The following is a 17,333-nucleotide window of genomic DNA, read 5'->3' as shown; positions in this document are numbered from 1 at the left end:
CGGATCACTCACAACGCTGCCATGCCTCTCGCCAAGTCTGCCTTGATATCTTCAACCGACTCCAAGCCGATCGCCACACGGATAAGACTGTCGCGAATACCAGCCTTGGCACGCTCTTCAGGCGACAATCGCCCATGAGTAGTTGTGGCAGGATGAGTAATAGTAGTTTTCGTATCGCCCAGATTGGCCGTAATGGAAATCATGCGGGTCGCATCGATAAAGCGCCAGGCACCTTCCTGTCCGCCTTTCACTTCAAAACTGACCACAGCTCCAAAGCCCTTCTGCTGCCGCACGGCTAGTGCATGCTGAGGATGGCTGTGCAAGCCGGCATAATACACCTTCTCCACAGCCGGCTGATTTTCTAACCACTCGGCAATCGCTTGTGCACTAGCGCAATGGGCCTCAACACGCAAACGCAACGTTTCCAGCCCCTTCATGAACAGCCAAGCATTAAAGGGGCTCATGGTAGGTCCAGCCGTCCGCAGAAAACCGACAACTTCCTTCATATGTTCACTGCGGCCTGCTACAACACCACCAAGGCCGCGACCTTGCCCATCAATATATTTCGTAGCCGAATGCACGACGACATCAGCCCCTAAGGCCAGTGGCTGTTGCAATGCCGGCGTACAGAAGCAGTTATCAACCACGAGCAACGCACCGGCAGCATGAGCAACGTCGGCCAACCCTGCGATGTCGACCAGCTCAGCCAAGGGATTCGAAGGCGATTCGACGAAAAACAGCTTGGTATTGGGCTTACAAGCTATACGCCACGCATCAAGATCAGCCAGTGTCACGTAGTCGACCTGTACGCCAAAACGTTTGAAGTACTTATCGAACAAGCTGACCGTAGCGCCAAAAACACTACGTGATACTAGAATATGGTCGCCTGCGCTGCATAAGCTCATGATGGTCGCCATAATGGCGGACATACCGGAGGCTGTCGCAACAGCCTGTTCCGCACCTTCCAAGGCAGCCATACGCGCCTCGAAAGCACGTACGGTAGGATTGGTATAGCGGGAATAAACGTTACCCGGTACTTCTCCGGAAAACCGCTTGGCCGCATCGGCCGCACTTCTGAAAACGTAGCTTGACGTTAGAAAAAGTGCTTCTCCATGCTCACCTTCAGGCGAACGATGATAGCCGGAGCGGACGGCCAGGGTATCGAATCCTACACCATCCAGATCGCTATCGAGCCGCCCTGCGTCCCAGTCATGACTCATGTAGTGCTCCTCAGTCGTTGTACAGATCGATGATGGCATTTACTGCCTGCGATTTGGCCTTTGCCGCATCATTGCGTGCCTGTTCGATCCGATTCAAATAGGCCTCATCGATGTCTCCCGTGATGTACTGCCCATCAAACACAGCGCAATCAAACTTTTCAATAACGGATTTAGTACCACGGACAGCATCAATCAGGTCCCCTAGATCCTGATATAGCAACCAGTCGGCTCCGATCAGCTCTGCCACTTCTTCTGTCGTCCGTCCATGGGCAATCAACTCATGAACGCTCGGCATGTCGATACCGTACACATTAGGATAACGAACGGCAGGAGCTGCCGAGCAGAAATACACTTTTTTTGCACCAGCTTCGCGAGCCATCTGAATGATCTGCTTGCAAGTCGTACCGCGCACAATCGAGTCATCCACGAGCATGACGTTCTTGCCGCGGAACTCCAGCTCGATGGCATTGAGTTTCTGACGTACCGACTTTTTACGCGCAGCCTGCCCTGGCATGATAAAAGTCCGGCCGATATAGCGGTTTTTGACGAAACCTTCACGGAACTTCACGCCCAGATGATTGGCCAACTCAAGCGCTGACGTCCGGCTGGTATCCGGGATTGGAATTACCACATCGATTTCATGATCAGGCCTCTCCCGCATGATCTTGTCCGCCAGCTTTTCACCCATACGCAGACGTGCCTTGTATACGGAAATGCCGTCGATGATTGAGTCGGGACGCGCCAGATAAACGTGCTCAAAGATACAGGGCGCATATTGAGGAGCCTTCGCGCACTGACGGGTATATAAGCGACCGTCCTCAGTGATATAGACCGCCTCGCCTGGTTCCAAATCACGGATCAAAGTAAAACCCAGCACGTCCAGCGAAACACTTTCTGAGGCAATCATGTACTCGACACCGTTATCGGTGTGGCGTTGGCCAAATACGATTGGCCGAATAGCATTAGGATCGCGGAAGCCAACCAGTCCATAGCCGGTGATCATGGCGACGACTGCATAACCGCCCCGGCAACGCTCATGTACAGCAGAAACAGCTGCAAAGATATCGTCTTCGGTCGGCTGGAGCTTATTGCGTACAGCCAGTTCGTGAGCCAATACGTTAAGCAATACTTCCGAATCCGAATTGGTATTTACATGGCGCAGGTCTGACTCATAGATCTCTTGGGACAACTGCCCCACATTAGTCAAATTACCGTTGTGAGCCAGGGTAATACCATAAGGCGAGTTGACATAAAAAGGCTGAGCTTCAGCAGACGTTGAGCTTCCTGCCGTTGGATAGCGCACATGGCCGATCCCCATGCTTCCTACCAGCCGCTGCATATGCCGCTGTTGGAAAACATCCCGAACCAGTCCGTTGTCCTTGCGCAGGTAGAGCTTGCCGTCCTGACTAGTCACGATGCCAGCCGCATCCTGACCACGATGTTGTAGGACAGTGAGTGCGTCATATAACGCCTGGTTGACGTTCGACTTACCCACAATACCAACGATGCCACACATGTGACGAAACCCCACTGTTTAAGACTAGTTCGATTGGATGCTTAAGCGCATCGGTTATCTGGCGATATCACCCAAACCACTCAGGTTCTGCGGCACTGCTGCCGCCTGGGTCATCCAATGACCTGCGAATCCAAGCATGAAATTCTTGGACCAGTCGGCCACCAAAAGAAAATGTGGCAACAGAATGGATTGCTGCCACCAGGGATCCTGTTGTACCGGTGCCAGGCTCAACAAACCTACCAGCACCACAATAAGAAGCCCTCCACGGGCAGCTCCAAAGGCCATACCGAGAAAACGATCGGTACCCGAAAGGCCGGTTACCCGAATCAACTCACTCAAAAGGAAGTTGACCAGAGCGCCTACCATCAGCGTTGCAACGAAAAGTAAGGCACAAGCCGCAATAATGCGAGCCGAAGGAATCTGAATGATCCCAGTAAGATGCTGAGAAAGCGCCCCGCCGAATAGCCATGCGATAGCGCCCGCCACAATCCACGTTAATAAGGAGAGCGCTTCCTTGACGAAACCACGTTTTAGGCTGATCAGACTGGATACTGCAATAGTTCCAATGATAGCCCAATCCACCCAAGTGAATCCCACGGTGTGACCCACAACTAAAAAAGGCCCTGCATTTTAGCAGAGCCTTTCCATTTGGTTAACCGCGCTCCGGCTGGAAGCGTACAACAAAGCCACTGACCTTATGCTGTTTATTTAACTGCTCACGCAGCCGGTCCGCTTCCTGACGATCAACTACAGGCCCGACAAACACTCTGTTCATACCATCGACACTTCGAACATAGGCATTATATCCCTGAGCCCTAAGAGTGTTCTGCAGCTCATTGGCCCTTGTCTTGTTTGAAAGACTAGCCAATTGCACAGACCAACTTACCGGCAGATTATTGCTGTCTAAACGCTGCTCTGGCTGAGCAGGCACTGACGGCACAGGAGTAGCAGACGGAGCTGGAGGAGGCGTTGTAGCGGACGGCATCGCTGTAGATGTAGCAACTTCCGGAACGGCAGCAATCGGAGTGGAAGGAAGAGCGGTAGAATTTTCCGGCTTGTCCGGTATGACTTCCGGGGTTTCAACCGGCTTCACTTCTACATCCGGCATCGCAGGCACTACCGGCTGCGGAGTAGGCTCAACTACGACACTCCGCGTTTCATCTTGGCGCGTGAACAACATAGGAACAAAGACAATCGCTAAGGCGATCAAGACGACCGCACCTACGATACGTTGTTTGAGCACCCTATCCATACCCTACTCCTCTTGCGTTTGGCCCTTTAGCCAGATCATGGCTTCTGCCACACTGTAGAACGAACCAAACACTACGATTTCGTCATCCTCGGATGCAAGATTAACTAGCCACCTCAATGCCTCTGCCATGTCACACCGAATAGTGACATGTGCGCCATGGCGTTGCAGAACATCGGCTAGTTCACTAGGCTGTCGGCTCCGAGGCGTGGGCAACGCTGCAACAGCCCATTGCTCGAATGTATCGACCAAGGGTGCCACAACCCCCTCAAGATCTTTATCGGAAAGCAGTCCAAAGGCAGCCAAACGACGACCTGCGAGCGGCCGCTCTTTTAGACGACGAGCCAGATAGCTAGCTGCATGCGGATTGTGCCCGACATCAAGTAACAAATGTATATTTTTGCCAGCAACGCGGACCTGCCGACGATCCAACCGCCCGGCTACACGCGTTCGACCTAACGCCTGTATTACCTGCTCAGGAACCCATACTAAGTTCAAGGACGCAAACGCCTGTAGCGCCAGGGCTGCGTTTTCCAAAGGCAACGGGAGCAATGGTAAATTTTGTAGTGTCAATGCTGTACCGTTCGACGAAACTCCACGCCAATGCCAGCAGTCTTGGTCAAGCGCCAGGTCGAATTCGACCCCGCGGCGAAGCAAAGGCGTACCCAGCTTACGAGCTTGCTCACTCAAGATGGCTGGAGGATCAAGGTCTCCACAAATTGCAGGCCGCTCGGCGCGAAAAATACCTGCTTTTTCAAAAGCTACGCTGTCACGCGTATTGCCAAGCCACTCAGCATGATCAAGGCCAATACTGGTTACCAGAGCTATATCTGCATCAACCAAATTAACCGCATCTAACCTTCCGCCCAAGCCAACCTCAAGCACTACCGCATCGAGCCTAGCACGGGCAAACAACCAGAATGCAGCCAGCGTTCCCATCTCGAAGTAAGTCAGCGAAACCGAACCACGAGCGGCTTCTACTGCCGAGAAGGCCTCACACAAGGTGTCGTCGTCAACTTCGCAGCCCTCGATGACGACACGCTCGTTATAACGCAGTAGATGAGGCGAGCTGTAAACCCCAACCCGCAGACCAGCCTCGCTGAGCAATTCAGCAAGAAAAGCGCAGGTTGAGCCTTTGCCATTGGTTCCAGTCACAGTAACAACACGAGGCGCCAGGCGCCCCAAACCAAGCGACTGGAAGACCGTACGCGAACGTTCAAGCCCCATCTCGATAGCCGATGGATGTAGCTGTTCGAAATAACTCAACCAGTCGCTCAGGGTTCTACTCATGATCAGGCCGCCGGGCTAGGCATAGGCATAGGCATAGGCAGGCTCTGAAGACTGGCAAGCAGCTTGGCTAGGCGAGGTCTTAGCTCTGCACGCGGAATGATGATATCGACAGCACCATGCTCTAACAAAAACTCACTACGCTGAAAACCTTCCGGCAGCTTTTCACGCACTGTCTGTTCAATAACGCGAGGCCCTGCGAATCCGATCAAGGCCTTAGGCTCGGCGACAATAAGGTCACCTAGCATGGCCAGACTCGCCGAAACTCCGCCATACACAGGGTCAGTCAGGACCGAAATGAATGGAATTCCTTCCTCTCGCAGACGCGCCAGGACAGCAGACGTCTTAGCCATTTGCATCAGAGAGATCAATGCCTCTTGCATCCGAGCGCCACCCGAAGCGGAAAAGCAGACGAGAGGACAACGCTTCTCAAGTGCTTCATTAGCAGCACGAACGAAGCGCTCCCCAACGACAGCCCCCATAGAACCGCCCATGAAAGAAAATTCGAAAGCACACACAGCAATAGGCATGCCTAGCAAAGTTCCACGCATGGCGATCAGGGCATCCTTTTCACCTGTTTCCTTTTGCGCAGCAGTCAAGCGATCCTTGTACTTCTTGCTATCTCTAAACTTGAGCCGATCTACAGGCTCAAGCTCGACTCCCAGCTCTTCACGCCCGTCCGCATCAAGAAAAATATCAAGACGCCGACGCGCATTGATGCGCATGTGATGGCCGCACTTAAGGCAGACATCAAGATTTTTTTCCAGCTCGGGACGGTAAAGCACCGACTCGCATGAAGGGCATTTATGCCAAAGCCCCTCGGGTACGGAACTGCGCTTGACTTCTGAGCGCATGATCGAAGGAATCAGTTTATCTACCAGCCAATTGCTCATGCATTACTCTCCACGTGCATGGGCTCATATGTACCAGGCTTCACCGATACACATTCCCTGAGCGAATTATGAATGTAAGTGGACTTGGTTCCAGCCATGCTATCTATGCCAACGCGCCACATGACCGTTCCACTCGTCTCACCCAGCGATACCCCTACCCGTATCGCATCTACTAAACCTGCCGCTATATAGGGCAGGCCAATTGTTCTACCAACCGGACCGGAGCCCGGGGTAAATTACCGTATACAGACGGCTCAGCCGTCGCCACCGTCACATGGGCAAACGACACTGCCTTACCGCCTCGACAAACGCATGCATCTTAGTGTGATCCTTAATGCCCTTGGCCAGCTCCACACCGCCACTCACATCCACCGCATAAGGACTCACCTGAGCAATCGCTTCGGCTACATTGTTCACCGTCAAGCCACCTGCCAGAACAATTGGCTTAGGCAAACCTTCAGGAACTTGCGCCCAATCAAAAGCCTGCCCCGTGCCCCCTGGGATTCCCTGCACATAGGTATCAAGCAGAATACCGGACGCTTCAGAAAACTCCGAGCAACGTGCAAATAGGTCTTCACCTGGTTTCACGCGCAAGGCCTTCATGTAAGGACGCCGATAACGAGCACACTCCGCAGGCGACTCGCTTCCATGAAACTGCAGTAAATCCAGAGGGATCGCATCCAATGTTTCATCAATTTCACATCGCGAAGCATCTACGAACAGCCCAACTGTCGTAACGAAGGGCGGCAGCGCCGACAGAATGGCGCGCGCTTGCACGATAGAAACGGCACGAGGACTTTTTTGATAAAATACCAGGCCAATCGCATCTGCTCCAGCCTTGGCCGCTGCCAAAGCATCCTCAACACATGTGATCCCGCAAATCTTCACACGTACGGCAGACAAATCATTCACACCCTTAATCAAATCGGCGATGGTAACAGAAGGTGGCAAATTGCGTCAGCTGGCCTTATCGGGCAAACCGGAGAGAAATAATGGCCCAACAAAACGTTCGGGCACGTCGAACTCTTCAGGATACTCCACCTTCACGAGATACAGCCCATAAGGATGGGCAGTCACTCCACCCGCTTTTCGATCACGTGCGGCTAAGATTTCAAGCACCCACTCAACCGGACGCTCCCCTGCACCGATAGTCATCAGTACGCCAGCAATATTGCGAACCATATGGTGCAAGAAAGCATTAGCTCTGATATCCAGAATAATTAGACGGCCAAAAGGTTGTACCTCTATATGATGTACCGTCTTAATAGGTGACTTCGCTTGACACTGCTGCGCCCGAAAGGACGTAAAGTCATGCGTCCCAACAAGCTTAGAAGCAGCCCTACGCATTAACTCGACATTTAACGGGCGATGATTCCAGGTTACCTCCTCTGCCAAATGGGCCGGTCGGATGGGGTCATTGTAGATGACATACCGATATCGGCGGGCTATGGCCGAAAACCGCGCATTGAATGCAGCTGGCATAGGCTTCGCCCAAGTGACACTTATGTCTTTAGGCAAATTGGCATTGGCACCTAATACCCAGGCTTTGAGAGGACGATCCACTGATGTATCGAAGTGCACGACCTGACCGCAAGCATGCACCCCCGCATCCGTCCGTCCTGCACACGCAACGGTAACAGGATGAGCGGCTACTCGACTGAGTGCCTTTTCGAGCGTTTCCTGCACCGAGGCTACGCCTTCCTGCTGACGCTGCCATCCGCGGTAGCGCGCGCCCATGTACTCGATACCCAACGCTATTCTGGAAACATCGGGGGCAGCCTCATCGGCTGCCCCCGGTACAACGCTATCAATCATAATTAACTTAATTGAGCGAGCATCTCACGCGCTTCATTGCGCTGAGCATCGCTACCCTCCGAAAGAACTTCGTCGAGGATATCACGAGCCCCGTCAGCATCTCCCATATCGATGTAAGCACGAGCCAAATCCAGCTTAGTGGCCGTTTCGTCCTCTCCTGACAGGAAATCAAAGTCATCATCCAGCCCCTTCTCACTGGTATCCACGACACCAAAGGGCTCCTGTCGAGACTCTTCCTGCACCTGGGGCACATTCTCGTCAGCCTCCCCCTGGCGTGTCAGGTCTTCATTGGCCCGCTGAAGCTGCGCTTCGAAACTATCTTCTTGTACTAGAGGAGCCTCCTCTACAGAGGTCTCTAATGACGAGGGCTCCTCAGGAAGCGTTTCAGACTCATCCAAGGAAAGATCGAAGTCATGAGACAAGTCCTGATCGTGCTGCACCGCAGAAGCATCTCTTCCAAAATCTAGATTGAATTCATCCTCAGGCTGATGAAGTGCTTGGTCTGGCACGTTTTTATCCGAATCATCAGTTAATAAGGGCTCATCTAGATCCAGAGAAAATTCGTCATTCAATGCCGAAGCATCCGCGACCGGCTCTTCCTTGGAGGGCTCGTTGAAATCCAGACTGAAGTCAAAATCATTATTTTCGAGAGGTGCCTCTGGTGAGGCCGCCGGCTGACTATCAATGCTGCTCGTTTCGAGAGTAAAGCCAGGCTCCTTTACCGCCATCGACTTATCATCGTCTTTGTCGAAATCGAAATCATCGAAATTCAAGTCAAAATCATCATCAGACGTCTTTTCTTGGCTCGCCTGCTCTAATGATGATTTCTCAGACTCACTTACCTCATGCGCCGCAGCTAGGGCAGCCGCTCCGAGTGCTGTTGCAGCTGCCGCCGCAGCCATGTCAGGGTAACGGGACTTAAGCTGCTCCACTTCAGACTGAGAACCGCCAATCTCACGCAACTCATTTTCCTGACGGACAAAACCGTCACGATCACCCATTTCCGCATACACTTCCATAAGCTTCAGACGCAGATCAGTACGATGCGGCTCTTCATCGCTAGCCTTCTGCAATACATCAGCCGCCTGATTAAAGCGTCCATAGGCCATATAGATATCTGCCTGCCCCAATGCATCCGAGGTAGTCTTATCATCTGCAGCCTGATCAAACGAGGTGTCGGACAAATCGCCAAGATCCAGTCCGTCCAGGCTATGTTCATGAACGTCCGGATCTACTCGGAAGGCTCCCACCGACTGCTCTTCTTCAAGTGCAGCCTCGCGCTCCGCCTCGCGCATGGCATTGCGTCGGGAGTTGACCATCAGCAAAACCAGCAACGCCAATAAAGCACTGCCACCAATCAAGCCCAACCATAGCGAATTGCTCAAAATATCGTTCAGGAAACCCGCTGGCTCGGGCTCTTCGGAGGCCACAGGCGATGCAACTGGCGCCGCAGGAGCTACCGGCTGTGGCGTCACCTGAACGGCTGAAGGAGCAGAGACCGGCGTTTCAGGTGTTTCGGACGACTCCAACGGTGCGGGAGTTATTTCTGTTTCAGCCGCTTCATTACCTACCAATGTTTCATTGGGCACCGGCTCAGGTGCTGCTTCCTCAGAAGCTTCAGCAGAAGGAGGTGGATTTTCATCGGGTGCCTGAGGAACTGACACAGGTTGCTCAGCAGAAGGCTCAGGAGTAGTCGGCACCTGAGCATTTTCTGTCGCAGGGGTATCACCTGGGGCATTTTGGCTTTCAGGCGGATTGGCCATATTGGCTTGCAGACGGGCCAACTGAGCATCTTTTAGCTGCATGAGCTTTTGCAATTTATCTAGCTGGCTTTGCAAATCACCCATACGGCTTTTCAGTTCTTCATTTTCGCGACGCGTCGAGTCCAAACTTTCCTGTGTAATTGCCAACTTATCGGCCAACGCCTGGTTAGTGCCTGTATTACCTTGATCACTTCCAGAAACCGATTGCCCCGCCTGCCCAGATAAAAGACGCAAATTGTCATGCTCATCTACTACTGAAGAAGGCTGCTCTGTAGGCGCACGATTAGTCGCATCCAATTGTCGAGGAGGAGTGGTTGTCTGCCCGCCTTCGTTACGAAGTCCGCCGCGCCAAGCGCGATTTTGAGCAGCCACCTCTTCCAACGCCTGCTGCTGAGAGCGAACTCTTACCTGCTCCTCATTCGGCAAACGCAGTACCTGACCGCTCTTAAGTAGATTGATATTGTTGCTGAGGAAGGCGTTCGGATTACGATCCTGAATAGCCAACATCATTTGATGAACAGATACGCTGTCATTGGGGCGTGTCCGATCAGCGACCTCCCACAATGTATCCTTAGGGCTGGTCATGTATTCGCCATCCATGATGGCAGGCGATCCCGCTGAGCCAGCTGGAGCTGTAGTCGAGCGCGGGGATGCGCGAGGTATTGGCGAAGGAACTGTAACGGGCGCGACCGGGGCTGCAGCACGTTGCGGCGTATAGAGAGGAGGATCCAGCAAAACCGTGTATTCGCGAAGTACACGTCCGCTGGGCCAGGTAACCTCCATTAGGAAATTAAGATAAGGCTCACGAACCGGCTTGGACGATGTAATTCGAATGACACTTCGTCCATCCGGACGAACTTCAGGCGTAAACTTTAAATCCGTGAGAAAATAATTCCGGTCAATACCTGCCTTATTGAAATCATCAGGTGAGGCCAGGAGCGGTCGTAGTTCTTGCGCGCTCAGGTCACGGACATCCGTCAGATCGACAGTAGCATTGAAAGGTTGATTCAATGCCGAATTTAGATGAATTTCACCTAGGCCGAGGCCATACGTCGATCCTGACGCAAATGCGGATGCCGCCGCGATTGCTAATACTAATTTACGAACCCGAACCATAGTTTTCCCTTATGATTTCTGTCGGCAGCAGATTACTCACCATCACACAGTCTCGCCTCATTTCTACGACGTTTTTTTGAACTGTGTACGGCCAGCCTATTTTATGTACTGATAAGTTTGCCCTAACTTAAATCAGTATCTTTTACGAAGTGTGTTTTATCAACAATTCCGCAGTCTGTATGGCATTCAACGCTGCTGATCTTCGAACATTGTCTGAAACGATCCACATTTCAATCACATGCCCATCTGAAGGATGCTGTCGCATACGTCCAATGAGCGTCTCATCCCGCCCAATCGAATCTTCTACAGCTGTTGGATATTCATCAGCCTCAAACAATTCCAAATTTTGTATTCCAGAATAGGCTAGATTCAATTCTTTTATAGTTAAAGCGCTTTGCGTCTTCAAAGTCACTGCCAGGCTTTCGCCATAAAAGACTGGAACCTGAATACACGTCGCCGATACGATCCCGAGGGATTTACCTAATATATGTTGGCTATCCTCGATTAGACGCCGCTCGATTTGACTGTATCCATTTTCCTGCTGATTTCCCGCTAGCCCTAGTATATTGAACGCTAACTGACGCCCAAACACGCGGGGCTCGATAGAGCGCCCGTTAAGTAGCTCTGTTGTTTGGCGTGCTAACTCTCGGACACCCGCTCGCCCGCGACCAGAGGCAGGAAGACAGGCGGTAACGGTAACGTACTCAATGGGTGTTTTGGCACACAGCGGGGCCAGTGCGCTAACCAAGGCAGCAGCCGGGGAACAGGGAATCGAGACACGCCAAGGCTTAGGAAGCAGGTTTAAGACCTGATCATTAACACCTGGAATAACACGTGGCGATATTGATGCCTCTAAGGCTCCAGAAAGATCAACAATTGAACTTCCGGCTTGGAAAGCCCGGTCGGCGATTACTTGCGACACCTCTTGATTAGCAGCCAGAAACGTCACAGCCACCTGCTTGAAATCAAAAGTTTCGGCTACACCTACTCTTAAATTCTTACCGCGAAACGGTAAAGACTTACCTGCAGACTCAGCGCTGGACAAGAGATACAAGCTGGAGAGCGGAAAGTCACGCTCCTCGAGCAAGGCAACCAGGGCCTCACCCACGGCACCAGTAGCACCGACAATAGCTATCGAAGGAAGTGAGCTCATGAATAGGCCTGATATATAAAAGAAGGCGGCACTCTAACGGCCACCTTCTCTAGTTTCAATCGTCACAGGCCAATCGTGCAGCCAAATCCATAAGAGAAGCTTGAAAGCTCCCCTTACTACTAACGCTCAAGCAGGATACGAAGCATTCGGCGTAGTGGCTCAGCAGCCCCCCACAGAAGCTGATCACCAACGGTAAAGGCTCCAAGGAAATGCGACCCCATGTTCAGCTTACGCAAGCGACCAACCGGAACGCTTAAAGTACCTGTAACCGCAGCTGGCGTCAGCTCGCGCATAGATGCCTCACGCTGATTGGGAACCAGCTTGACCCAGGGATTATGCTGGCTGATTAAACCCTCGATATCTGACAACGGCACATCTTTATTAAGCTTGATGGTCAACGCTTGACTGTGACAACGCATGGCTCCAATGCGTACACACATACCATCGACTGGAATCGGATTGTTGAAACGTCCCAGGATCTTGTTAGTTTCTGCCTGCCCCTTCCACTCTTCGCGACTTTGTCCATTAGGCAGCTCTTTGTCGATCCAAGGAATCAAGCTGCCCGCTAGCGGCACACCGAAACTCTCGGTTGGGAAAGAATCGCCGCGCAGGGTTTCAGCCACCTTGCGGTCAATATCGAGAATGGCGCTAGCTGGGTTCGCCAGTTCATCCGCCACGCTGTTATATGTGGCGCCCATCTGACGGATAAGCTCGCGCATGTTCTGCGCACCGGCACCAGAAGCAGCCTGGTAAGTCATGGCGCTCACCCATTCCACTAAGCCAGCCTCAAAAAGCCCGCCTAATGACATAAGCATCAGACTAACCGTACAGTTGCCACCAATATAATTCTTAGTGCCTTCGTTCAACGCCTGATCGATGACACGACGATTGACCGGATCCAGAATGATAACGGCATCATCTTTCATGCGCAGGCTGGAAGCCGCATCTATCCAGTAACCGTTCCAACCAGCCTCACGCAATCGAGGAAAAACCTCATTGGTGTAGTCGCCACCCTGACAGGTCAGGATCACGTCGAGACTTTTGAGCTCATCAATGCTGTAGGCATCTTTCAGCGGCGCGATTTCTTTGCCAATTGAAGGACCTTCGCCACCCACATTGGAGGTAGTAAAGAACACCGGCTCGATCAAGTCGAAATCCCGCTCATCCAACATGCGCTGCATGAGCACGGATCCCACCATACCGCGCCAACCGATTAGACCTACACGCTTCATTGCTACTGCCCTTTGTTATAGATGGAGGCCGGAAGCACTCCGACCAGCCATACAGATTACTCAGCCGCGAGCGCCGCGACTACCGCCTCACCCATTTCACGGGTGCCTATTTTTTGGCATCCCTCGGACCAGATATCGCCGGTACGCAATTTTTGATCCAATACTTTACTTACAGCCTGCTCGATTGCATTGGCAGCTTCGAGTTGATTGAAACTGTAACGAAGCATCATCGAAACCGACAGAATAGTCGCCAATGGATTGGCGATACCCTGCCCGGCAATATCAGGAGCCGAGCCATGACATGGCTCATACATCCCCTTGTTATGGGCATCCAGAGAAGCCGACGGCAACATGCCGATTGATCCTGTCAGCATAGAGGCCTCATCCGACAAAATGTCGCCAAACATATTATCGGTGACCATAACGTCAAACTGCTTAGGCGCACGGACTAGCTGCATGGCAGCATTATCTACATACATATGGGAAAGCTCGACGTCCGGATACTCTTGTGCAACCTCTTCAACAATTTCGCGCCAGAGCTGGCTGGACTCCATAACATTAGCTTTGTCTACCGAGCATAATTTCTTGCCGCGCACGCGCGCCATATCAAAGCCAACCCGGGCGATACGACGGATTTCGCTCTCGCTGTAAGGAAGCGTGTTATAGCCTTCGCGCTCACCGTTTTCTAGTGTCCGAATACCACGTGGACCACCGAAATAGATACCACCTGTCAGCTCGCGCACGATCAGAATGTCCAGACCAGAAACAACCTCTGGCTTGAGGGTGGAGGCCTCGGCCAGTTGCGGATAGAGAATGGCCGGACGTAGATTCGCGAACAACCCCAGCTCCGACCGAATCTTTAGCAGTCCTTTCTCGGGACGAATGGCCCGGTCGAGCTTGTCCCATTTCGGACCACCTACAGCGCCTAACAATACAGCATCGGCCGCACGTGCTTTCGCCAAAGTCTCATCAGCCAGCGGCACACCATGCTTGTCAATGGCCGCACCACCAATGACATCTTCGGTGAGCTCGAAACCCAACGAATACTGCTCGTTGACTCGATTCAGAACCTTGACGGCTTCCGCCATGATTTCAGGACCGATACCATCGCCTGGCAGAACGAGGATCTGCTTACTCATCTTTTTCTCGCTTATCCATGTAAAGTAAAAGCAACACATCAGCGCTGCTTGTGATTAAAGCGGCTGTGCCCATAGCACCATGACGTCAACGCAAAAAGAGCCGTTACGGTCGATCTCATAATAATGCCGTACCTCTTGGCCAATACGGCCCTGCAAGGTACGGATAGCCTGACGCATAGGCTCCGGCGTGTTCATGCGCTCTGTCCACGTATCGAAATCCAAGCGAAGTCGCTGCCTGACACAACGCGTAACGCCCAGGCGCGCTACACCCAGAAGCTGCAGCCATTCCGCCATCGAATAGTCACGAACATGACTATTGTCTCGCAAAATTTCTACTGTCTGCAGATAGGTATCCAGCCGTGGACTCGCAGGCGATACAACATCCACGAACGCTGCCTGCCCACCGACCCGCAATACACGACGAACCTCGCTTAATGCCGAGCCGATATCACGCCAATGATGGGCAGAATAACGACTAAAGACAAAATCGAAACTGGCATCACCAAAAGGTAAACGCTCGGCCATCCCAGGTTGGACGGTAATATTGTCCAAACCCTGCTCTTGTGCCGTACGCTTAACGATGGCCAACATTTCTTCAGAAAGGTCTAGCGCAACGACCGAACCGGCTACAGGAGCCACGTTATAGCTGACATGACCGGCGCCACATCCCAGATCCAGAACCTTAGCCTGCTCACGTTTAGCGACCTGCTCGCGCATTTCTGCAAACTCGGTACCCTGAGCATGTACGCTGCTGCTTAGATAAGATTCTGCAGTCGAGCCAAATTGAGATCGAACTAGATTTTCATGTTCGCCAGTCATGTTGTTACCTCATGCGTTTTGGAACAACCAAGGATTAATCTTCTTATACGACTCTTCAAAAGCTCTAATAGAGTCAGCATCCTGCAACGTCAGTCCAATATCGTCGAGACCATTAAGCAAGCAGTGCTTACGGAACTCATCAATCTCGAAGGAAAGCGCTTTCCCGTCAGGTCGAGTAACGGTCTGAGAAGCCAAATTTATTTCAAGCGTATACCCTTCTGTCGACTCAACCTGCTCGAAAAGCTCACTGACGTCTTGTTCAGACAAAATGATGGGTAGCAAACCGTTCTTAAAGCTGTTGTTGAAGAAGATATCAGCAAAACTTGGGGCAATAACGGCACGGAAGCCGTACCCGTCTAGCGCCCAAGGTGCATGTTCGCGTGACGAACCACAACCGAAGTTCTCCCGTGCAAGCAGAATGCTTGCTCCTTGGTAACGAGGCTGATTCAGTACGAAGTCAGGGTTTAAGGGGCGCTTGCTGTTATCTTGCCCTGGCTGACCAACATCCAGATAACGCCATTCATCAAAGAGGTTCGGTCCAAAGCCCGTCCGCTTGATTGACTTAAGGAACTGCTTAGGGATGATCTGATCAGTATCAACGTTGGCACGATCCAAAGGAGCGACAATGCCGGTGTGCTGGGTAAATGCTTGCATGAAGGACTCCTTAGGCACGGCCAAATTCACGAACATCGACAAAGCGGCCCGCAATCGCTGCGGCGGCTGCCATAGCTGGGCTCACCAGATGAGTGCGCCCACCTGCACCTTGACGTCCCTCGAAGTTACGGTTGGACGTAGAAGCACAGTGCTCGCCACTTTCAAGGCGATCAGCATTCATGGCCAGACACATCGAGCATCCCGGCTCACGCCACTCGAAACCAGCCTCAATGAAAATTTTGTCCAATCCTTCCTTTTCCGCTTGCGCCTTGACCAGTCCGGAGCCAGGAACAACGAGGGCCTGCTTGATCGTATTGGCAACTTTGCGTCCCTTGGCTATCGCAGCGGCAGCACGTAAGTCTTCGATGCGCGAGTTGGTGCAAGAACCAATAAATACACGATCCAGTTGAATTTCAGTAATCGGCTGGCTGGCTCTAAGTCCCATATACTTCAGGGCACGCTCTATGGATCCGCGCTTAACGGCATCTTTTTCCTGAGCAGGGTCCGGTACCGACTGATCAACAGCCAGCACCATTTCAGGCGAGGTTCCCCAACTGACCTGAGGCTTGATTTGGGTAGCGTCGAGCTCGACAACAGTATCGAACACTGCATCGCTGTCAGAAACCAATCCGCGCCATAACTCGACAGCTTGGTCCCAATACTCAGGAGCCGGAGCGAAAGGTCGCCCTTTTACATAATCAATTGTGGTCTGGTCCACAGCAACCATGCCCACCCGCGCGCCCGCCTCGATGGACATGTTGCAGATAGTCATACGACCTTCCATAGACAACGAGCGGATCGCGCTTCCAGCAAATTCGATAGCATGTCCATTGCCACCAGCCGTACCAATTTTACCGATGACAGCCAAAACAATGTCTTTAGCTGTTACACCGAAGGACAGCTCTCCCTCGACACGAACCAGCATATTTTTCATTTTTTTGGCAACAAGACACTGTGTCGCCAAAACATGCTCCACTTCTGAGGTACCGATGCCATGTGCCAATGCGCCAAAAGCACCATTGGTCGAGGTATGTGAATCGCCACAGACTACGGTCATGCCAGGAAGAATCGCGCCTTGCTCAGGGCCGATGACATGCACAATGCCCTGACGAACATCGTTCATTTTGAATTGCGTGATGCCAAAAGCATCGCAATTCTCATCAAGAGTACGCACCTGAATACGTGAAGTTTCATCCTTGATGGAAGCAATACCTTCCTTACGATCCGGTGTCGTTGGCACATTATGGTCTGGCGTTGCCAGGTTAGCAGCCAAGCGCCAAGGCTTACGGCCTGCCAAACGCAACCCTTCGAAGGCCTGCGGCGAAGTCACTTCATGAATGATGTGACGATCGATATAAAGCAGAGCCGAGCCATCGTCACGCTGCTTGATCAGATGCATGTCCCAAAGTTTGTCGTAAAGCGTTTTGCCAGCCATCACTACGTCCTCATCGGCGTGTTTCTATGCCCTTAGGGCTTG

General features: G+C 52.3%; 15 protein-coding genes. All 15 read right to left on the bottom strand.

The window, feature by feature from the left end:
- Positions 1 to 8: 8 nt before the first annotated feature.
- Positions 9 to 1,220, bottom strand: a complete 1,212-nt coding sequence (locus tag IQ22_RS14325; protein ID WP_145143148.1) for an O-succinylhomoserine sulfhydrylase — start codon at positions 1,218 to 1,220, stop codon at positions 9 to 11.
- Between the two features lie 10 nt (positions 1,221 to 1,230).
- Positions 1,231 to 2,736, bottom strand: a complete 1,506-nt coding sequence (gene purF, locus IQ22_RS14320) for an amidophosphoribosyltransferase (RefSeq protein WP_145143146.1) — start codon at positions 2,734 to 2,736, stop codon at positions 1,231 to 1,233.
- Between the two features lie 54 nt (positions 2,737 to 2,790).
- Positions 2,791 to 3,333 carry a CvpA family protein gene (locus IQ22_RS14315; protein ID WP_145143144.1) on the bottom strand — a complete coding sequence of 181 codons (543 nt, stop codon included), beginning with the start codon at positions 3,331 to 3,333 and terminating at the stop codon, positions 2,791 to 2,793.
- Positions 3,334 to 3,388: 55 nt separating this feature from the next.
- Positions 3,389 to 3,988, bottom strand: a complete 600-nt coding sequence (locus IQ22_RS14310) for an SPOR domain-containing protein (RefSeq protein WP_145143142.1) — start codon at positions 3,986 to 3,988, stop codon at positions 3,389 to 3,391.
- 3 nt (positions 3,989 to 3,991) lie between these two features.
- The gene (folC, locus tag IQ22_RS14305; protein ID WP_145143140.1) at positions 3,992 to 5,278 is read right to left on the bottom strand and encodes a bifunctional tetrahydrofolate synthase/dihydrofolate synthase; all 1,287 of its coding nucleotides are present in this window, start codon (positions 5,276 to 5,278) and stop codon (positions 3,992 to 3,994) included.
- Positions 5,278 to 6,165 (bottom strand): acetyl-CoA carboxylase, carboxyltransferase subunit beta, encoded by an 888-nt coding sequence (gene accD, locus IQ22_RS14300; protein ID WP_145143138.1) that lies wholly within the window; start codon positions 6,163 to 6,165, stop codon positions 5,278 to 5,280. The genes folC and accD overlap by 1 nt, the downstream gene beginning before the upstream one ends.
- Positions 6,166 to 6,435: 270 nt before the next feature.
- Positions 6,436 to 7,068, bottom strand: coding sequence for a phosphoribosylanthranilate isomerase (locus IQ22_RS14295; protein WP_145143339.1), 633 nt, complete (start codon positions 7,066 to 7,068; stop codon positions 6,436 to 6,438).
- Between the two features lie 54 nt (positions 7,069 to 7,122).
- Positions 7,123 to 7,980, bottom strand: coding sequence for a tRNA pseudouridine(38-40) synthase TruA (truA, locus tag IQ22_RS14290; RefSeq protein WP_145143136.1), 858 nt, complete (start codon positions 7,978 to 7,980; stop codon positions 7,123 to 7,125).
- Positions 7,981 to 7,982: 2 nt separating this feature from the next.
- Entirely contained in the window at positions 7,983 to 10,859 is a 2,877-nt protein-coding gene (locus tag IQ22_RS14285; RefSeq protein ID WP_145143134.1) for a FimV/HubP family polar landmark protein, read from the bottom strand.
- A 142-nt stretch (positions 10,860 to 11,001) separates the two neighbouring features.
- Positions 11,002 to 12,012 carry an aspartate-semialdehyde dehydrogenase gene (locus tag IQ22_RS14280; protein WP_145143132.1) on the bottom strand — a complete coding sequence of 337 codons (1,011 nt, stop codon included), beginning with the start codon at positions 12,010 to 12,012 and terminating at the stop codon, positions 11,002 to 11,004.
- A gap of 119 nt (positions 12,013 to 12,131) precedes the next feature.
- Entirely contained in the window at positions 12,132 to 13,244 is a 1,113-nt protein-coding gene (gene asd / locus IQ22_RS14275) for an aspartate-semialdehyde dehydrogenase (RefSeq protein WP_145143130.1), read from the bottom strand.
- 56 nt (positions 13,245 to 13,300) lie between these two features.
- Positions 13,301 to 14,383, bottom strand: a complete 1,083-nt coding sequence (gene leuB, locus IQ22_RS14270) for a 3-isopropylmalate dehydrogenase (protein WP_145143127.1) — start codon at positions 14,381 to 14,383, stop codon at positions 13,301 to 13,303.
- 54 nt (positions 14,384 to 14,437) lie between these two features.
- Positions 14,438 to 15,202, bottom strand: a complete 765-nt coding sequence (locus tag IQ22_RS14265; protein ID WP_145143125.1) for a class I SAM-dependent methyltransferase — start codon at positions 15,200 to 15,202, stop codon at positions 14,438 to 14,440.
- Between the two features lie 9 nt (positions 15,203 to 15,211).
- Complete coding sequence (gene leuD / locus IQ22_RS14260) at positions 15,212 to 15,856, bottom strand: 3-isopropylmalate dehydratase small subunit (RefSeq protein WP_145143123.1); 645 nt, start codon at positions 15,854 to 15,856, stop codon at positions 15,212 to 15,214.
- Positions 15,857 to 15,866: 10 nt separating this feature from the next.
- Complete coding sequence (leuC, locus tag IQ22_RS14255; protein ID WP_145143121.1) at positions 15,867 to 17,291, bottom strand: 3-isopropylmalate dehydratase large subunit; 1,425 nt, start codon at positions 17,289 to 17,291, stop codon at positions 15,867 to 15,869.
- Positions 17,292 to 17,333 lie beyond the last annotated feature (42 nt).

Source organism: Pseudomonas duriflava (assembly GCF_007830155.1).
In the GTDB taxonomy this organism is placed as follows: Bacteria; Pseudomonadota; Gammaproteobacteria; order Pseudomonadales; family Pseudomonadaceae; genus Chryseomonas; species Chryseomonas duriflava.
This window is presented reverse-complemented; position numbering and strand designations above follow the sequence as displayed.

Excerpts from the sequence above, each read along its gene's own strand:
- IQ22_RS14310 (WP_145143142.1), bottom strand. The coding sequence starts at position 3,988 with ATGGATAGGGTGCTCAAACAACGTATCGTAGGTGCGGTCGTCTTGATC.
- truA (WP_145143136.1), bottom strand. The coding sequence starts at position 7,980 with ATGATTGATAGCGTTGTACCGGGGGCAGCCGATGAGGCTGCCCCCGAT.
- leuC (WP_145143121.1), bottom strand. The coding sequence starts at position 17,291 with ATGGCTGGCAAAACGCTTTACGACAAACTTTGGGACATGCATCTGATC.
- leuB (WP_145143127.1), bottom strand. The coding sequence starts at position 14,383 with ATGAGTAAGCAGATCCTCGTTCTGCCAGGCGATGGTATCGGTCCTGAA.
- IQ22_RS14280 (WP_145143132.1), bottom strand. The coding sequence starts at position 12,012 with ATGAGCTCACTTCCTTCGATAGCTATTGTCGGTGCTACTGGTGCCGTG.
- IQ22_RS14325 (WP_145143148.1), bottom strand. The coding sequence starts at position 1,220 with ATGAGTCATGACTGGGACGCAGGGCGGCTCGATAGCGATCTGGATGGT.
- IQ22_RS14265 (WP_145143125.1), bottom strand. The coding sequence starts at position 15,202 with ATGACTGGCGAACATGAAAATCTAGTTCGATCTCAATTTGGCTCGACT.
- asd (WP_145143130.1), bottom strand. The coding sequence starts at position 13,244 with ATGAAGCGTGTAGGTCTAATCGGTTGGCGCGGTATGGTGGGATCCGTG.
- purF (WP_145143146.1), bottom strand. The coding sequence starts at position 2,736 with ATGTGTGGCATCGTTGGTATTGTGGGTAAGTCGAACGTCAACCAGGCG.
- IQ22_RS14285 (WP_145143134.1), bottom strand. The coding sequence starts at position 10,859 with ATGGTTCGGGTTCGTAAATTAGTATTAGCAATCGCGGCGGCATCCGCA.
- leuD (WP_145143123.1), bottom strand. The coding sequence starts at position 15,856 with ATGCAAGCATTTACCCAGCACACCGGCATTGTCGCTCCTTTGGATCGT.
- accD (WP_145143138.1), bottom strand. The coding sequence starts at position 6,165 with ATGAGCAATTGGCTGGTAGATAAACTGATTCCTTCGATCATGCGCTCA.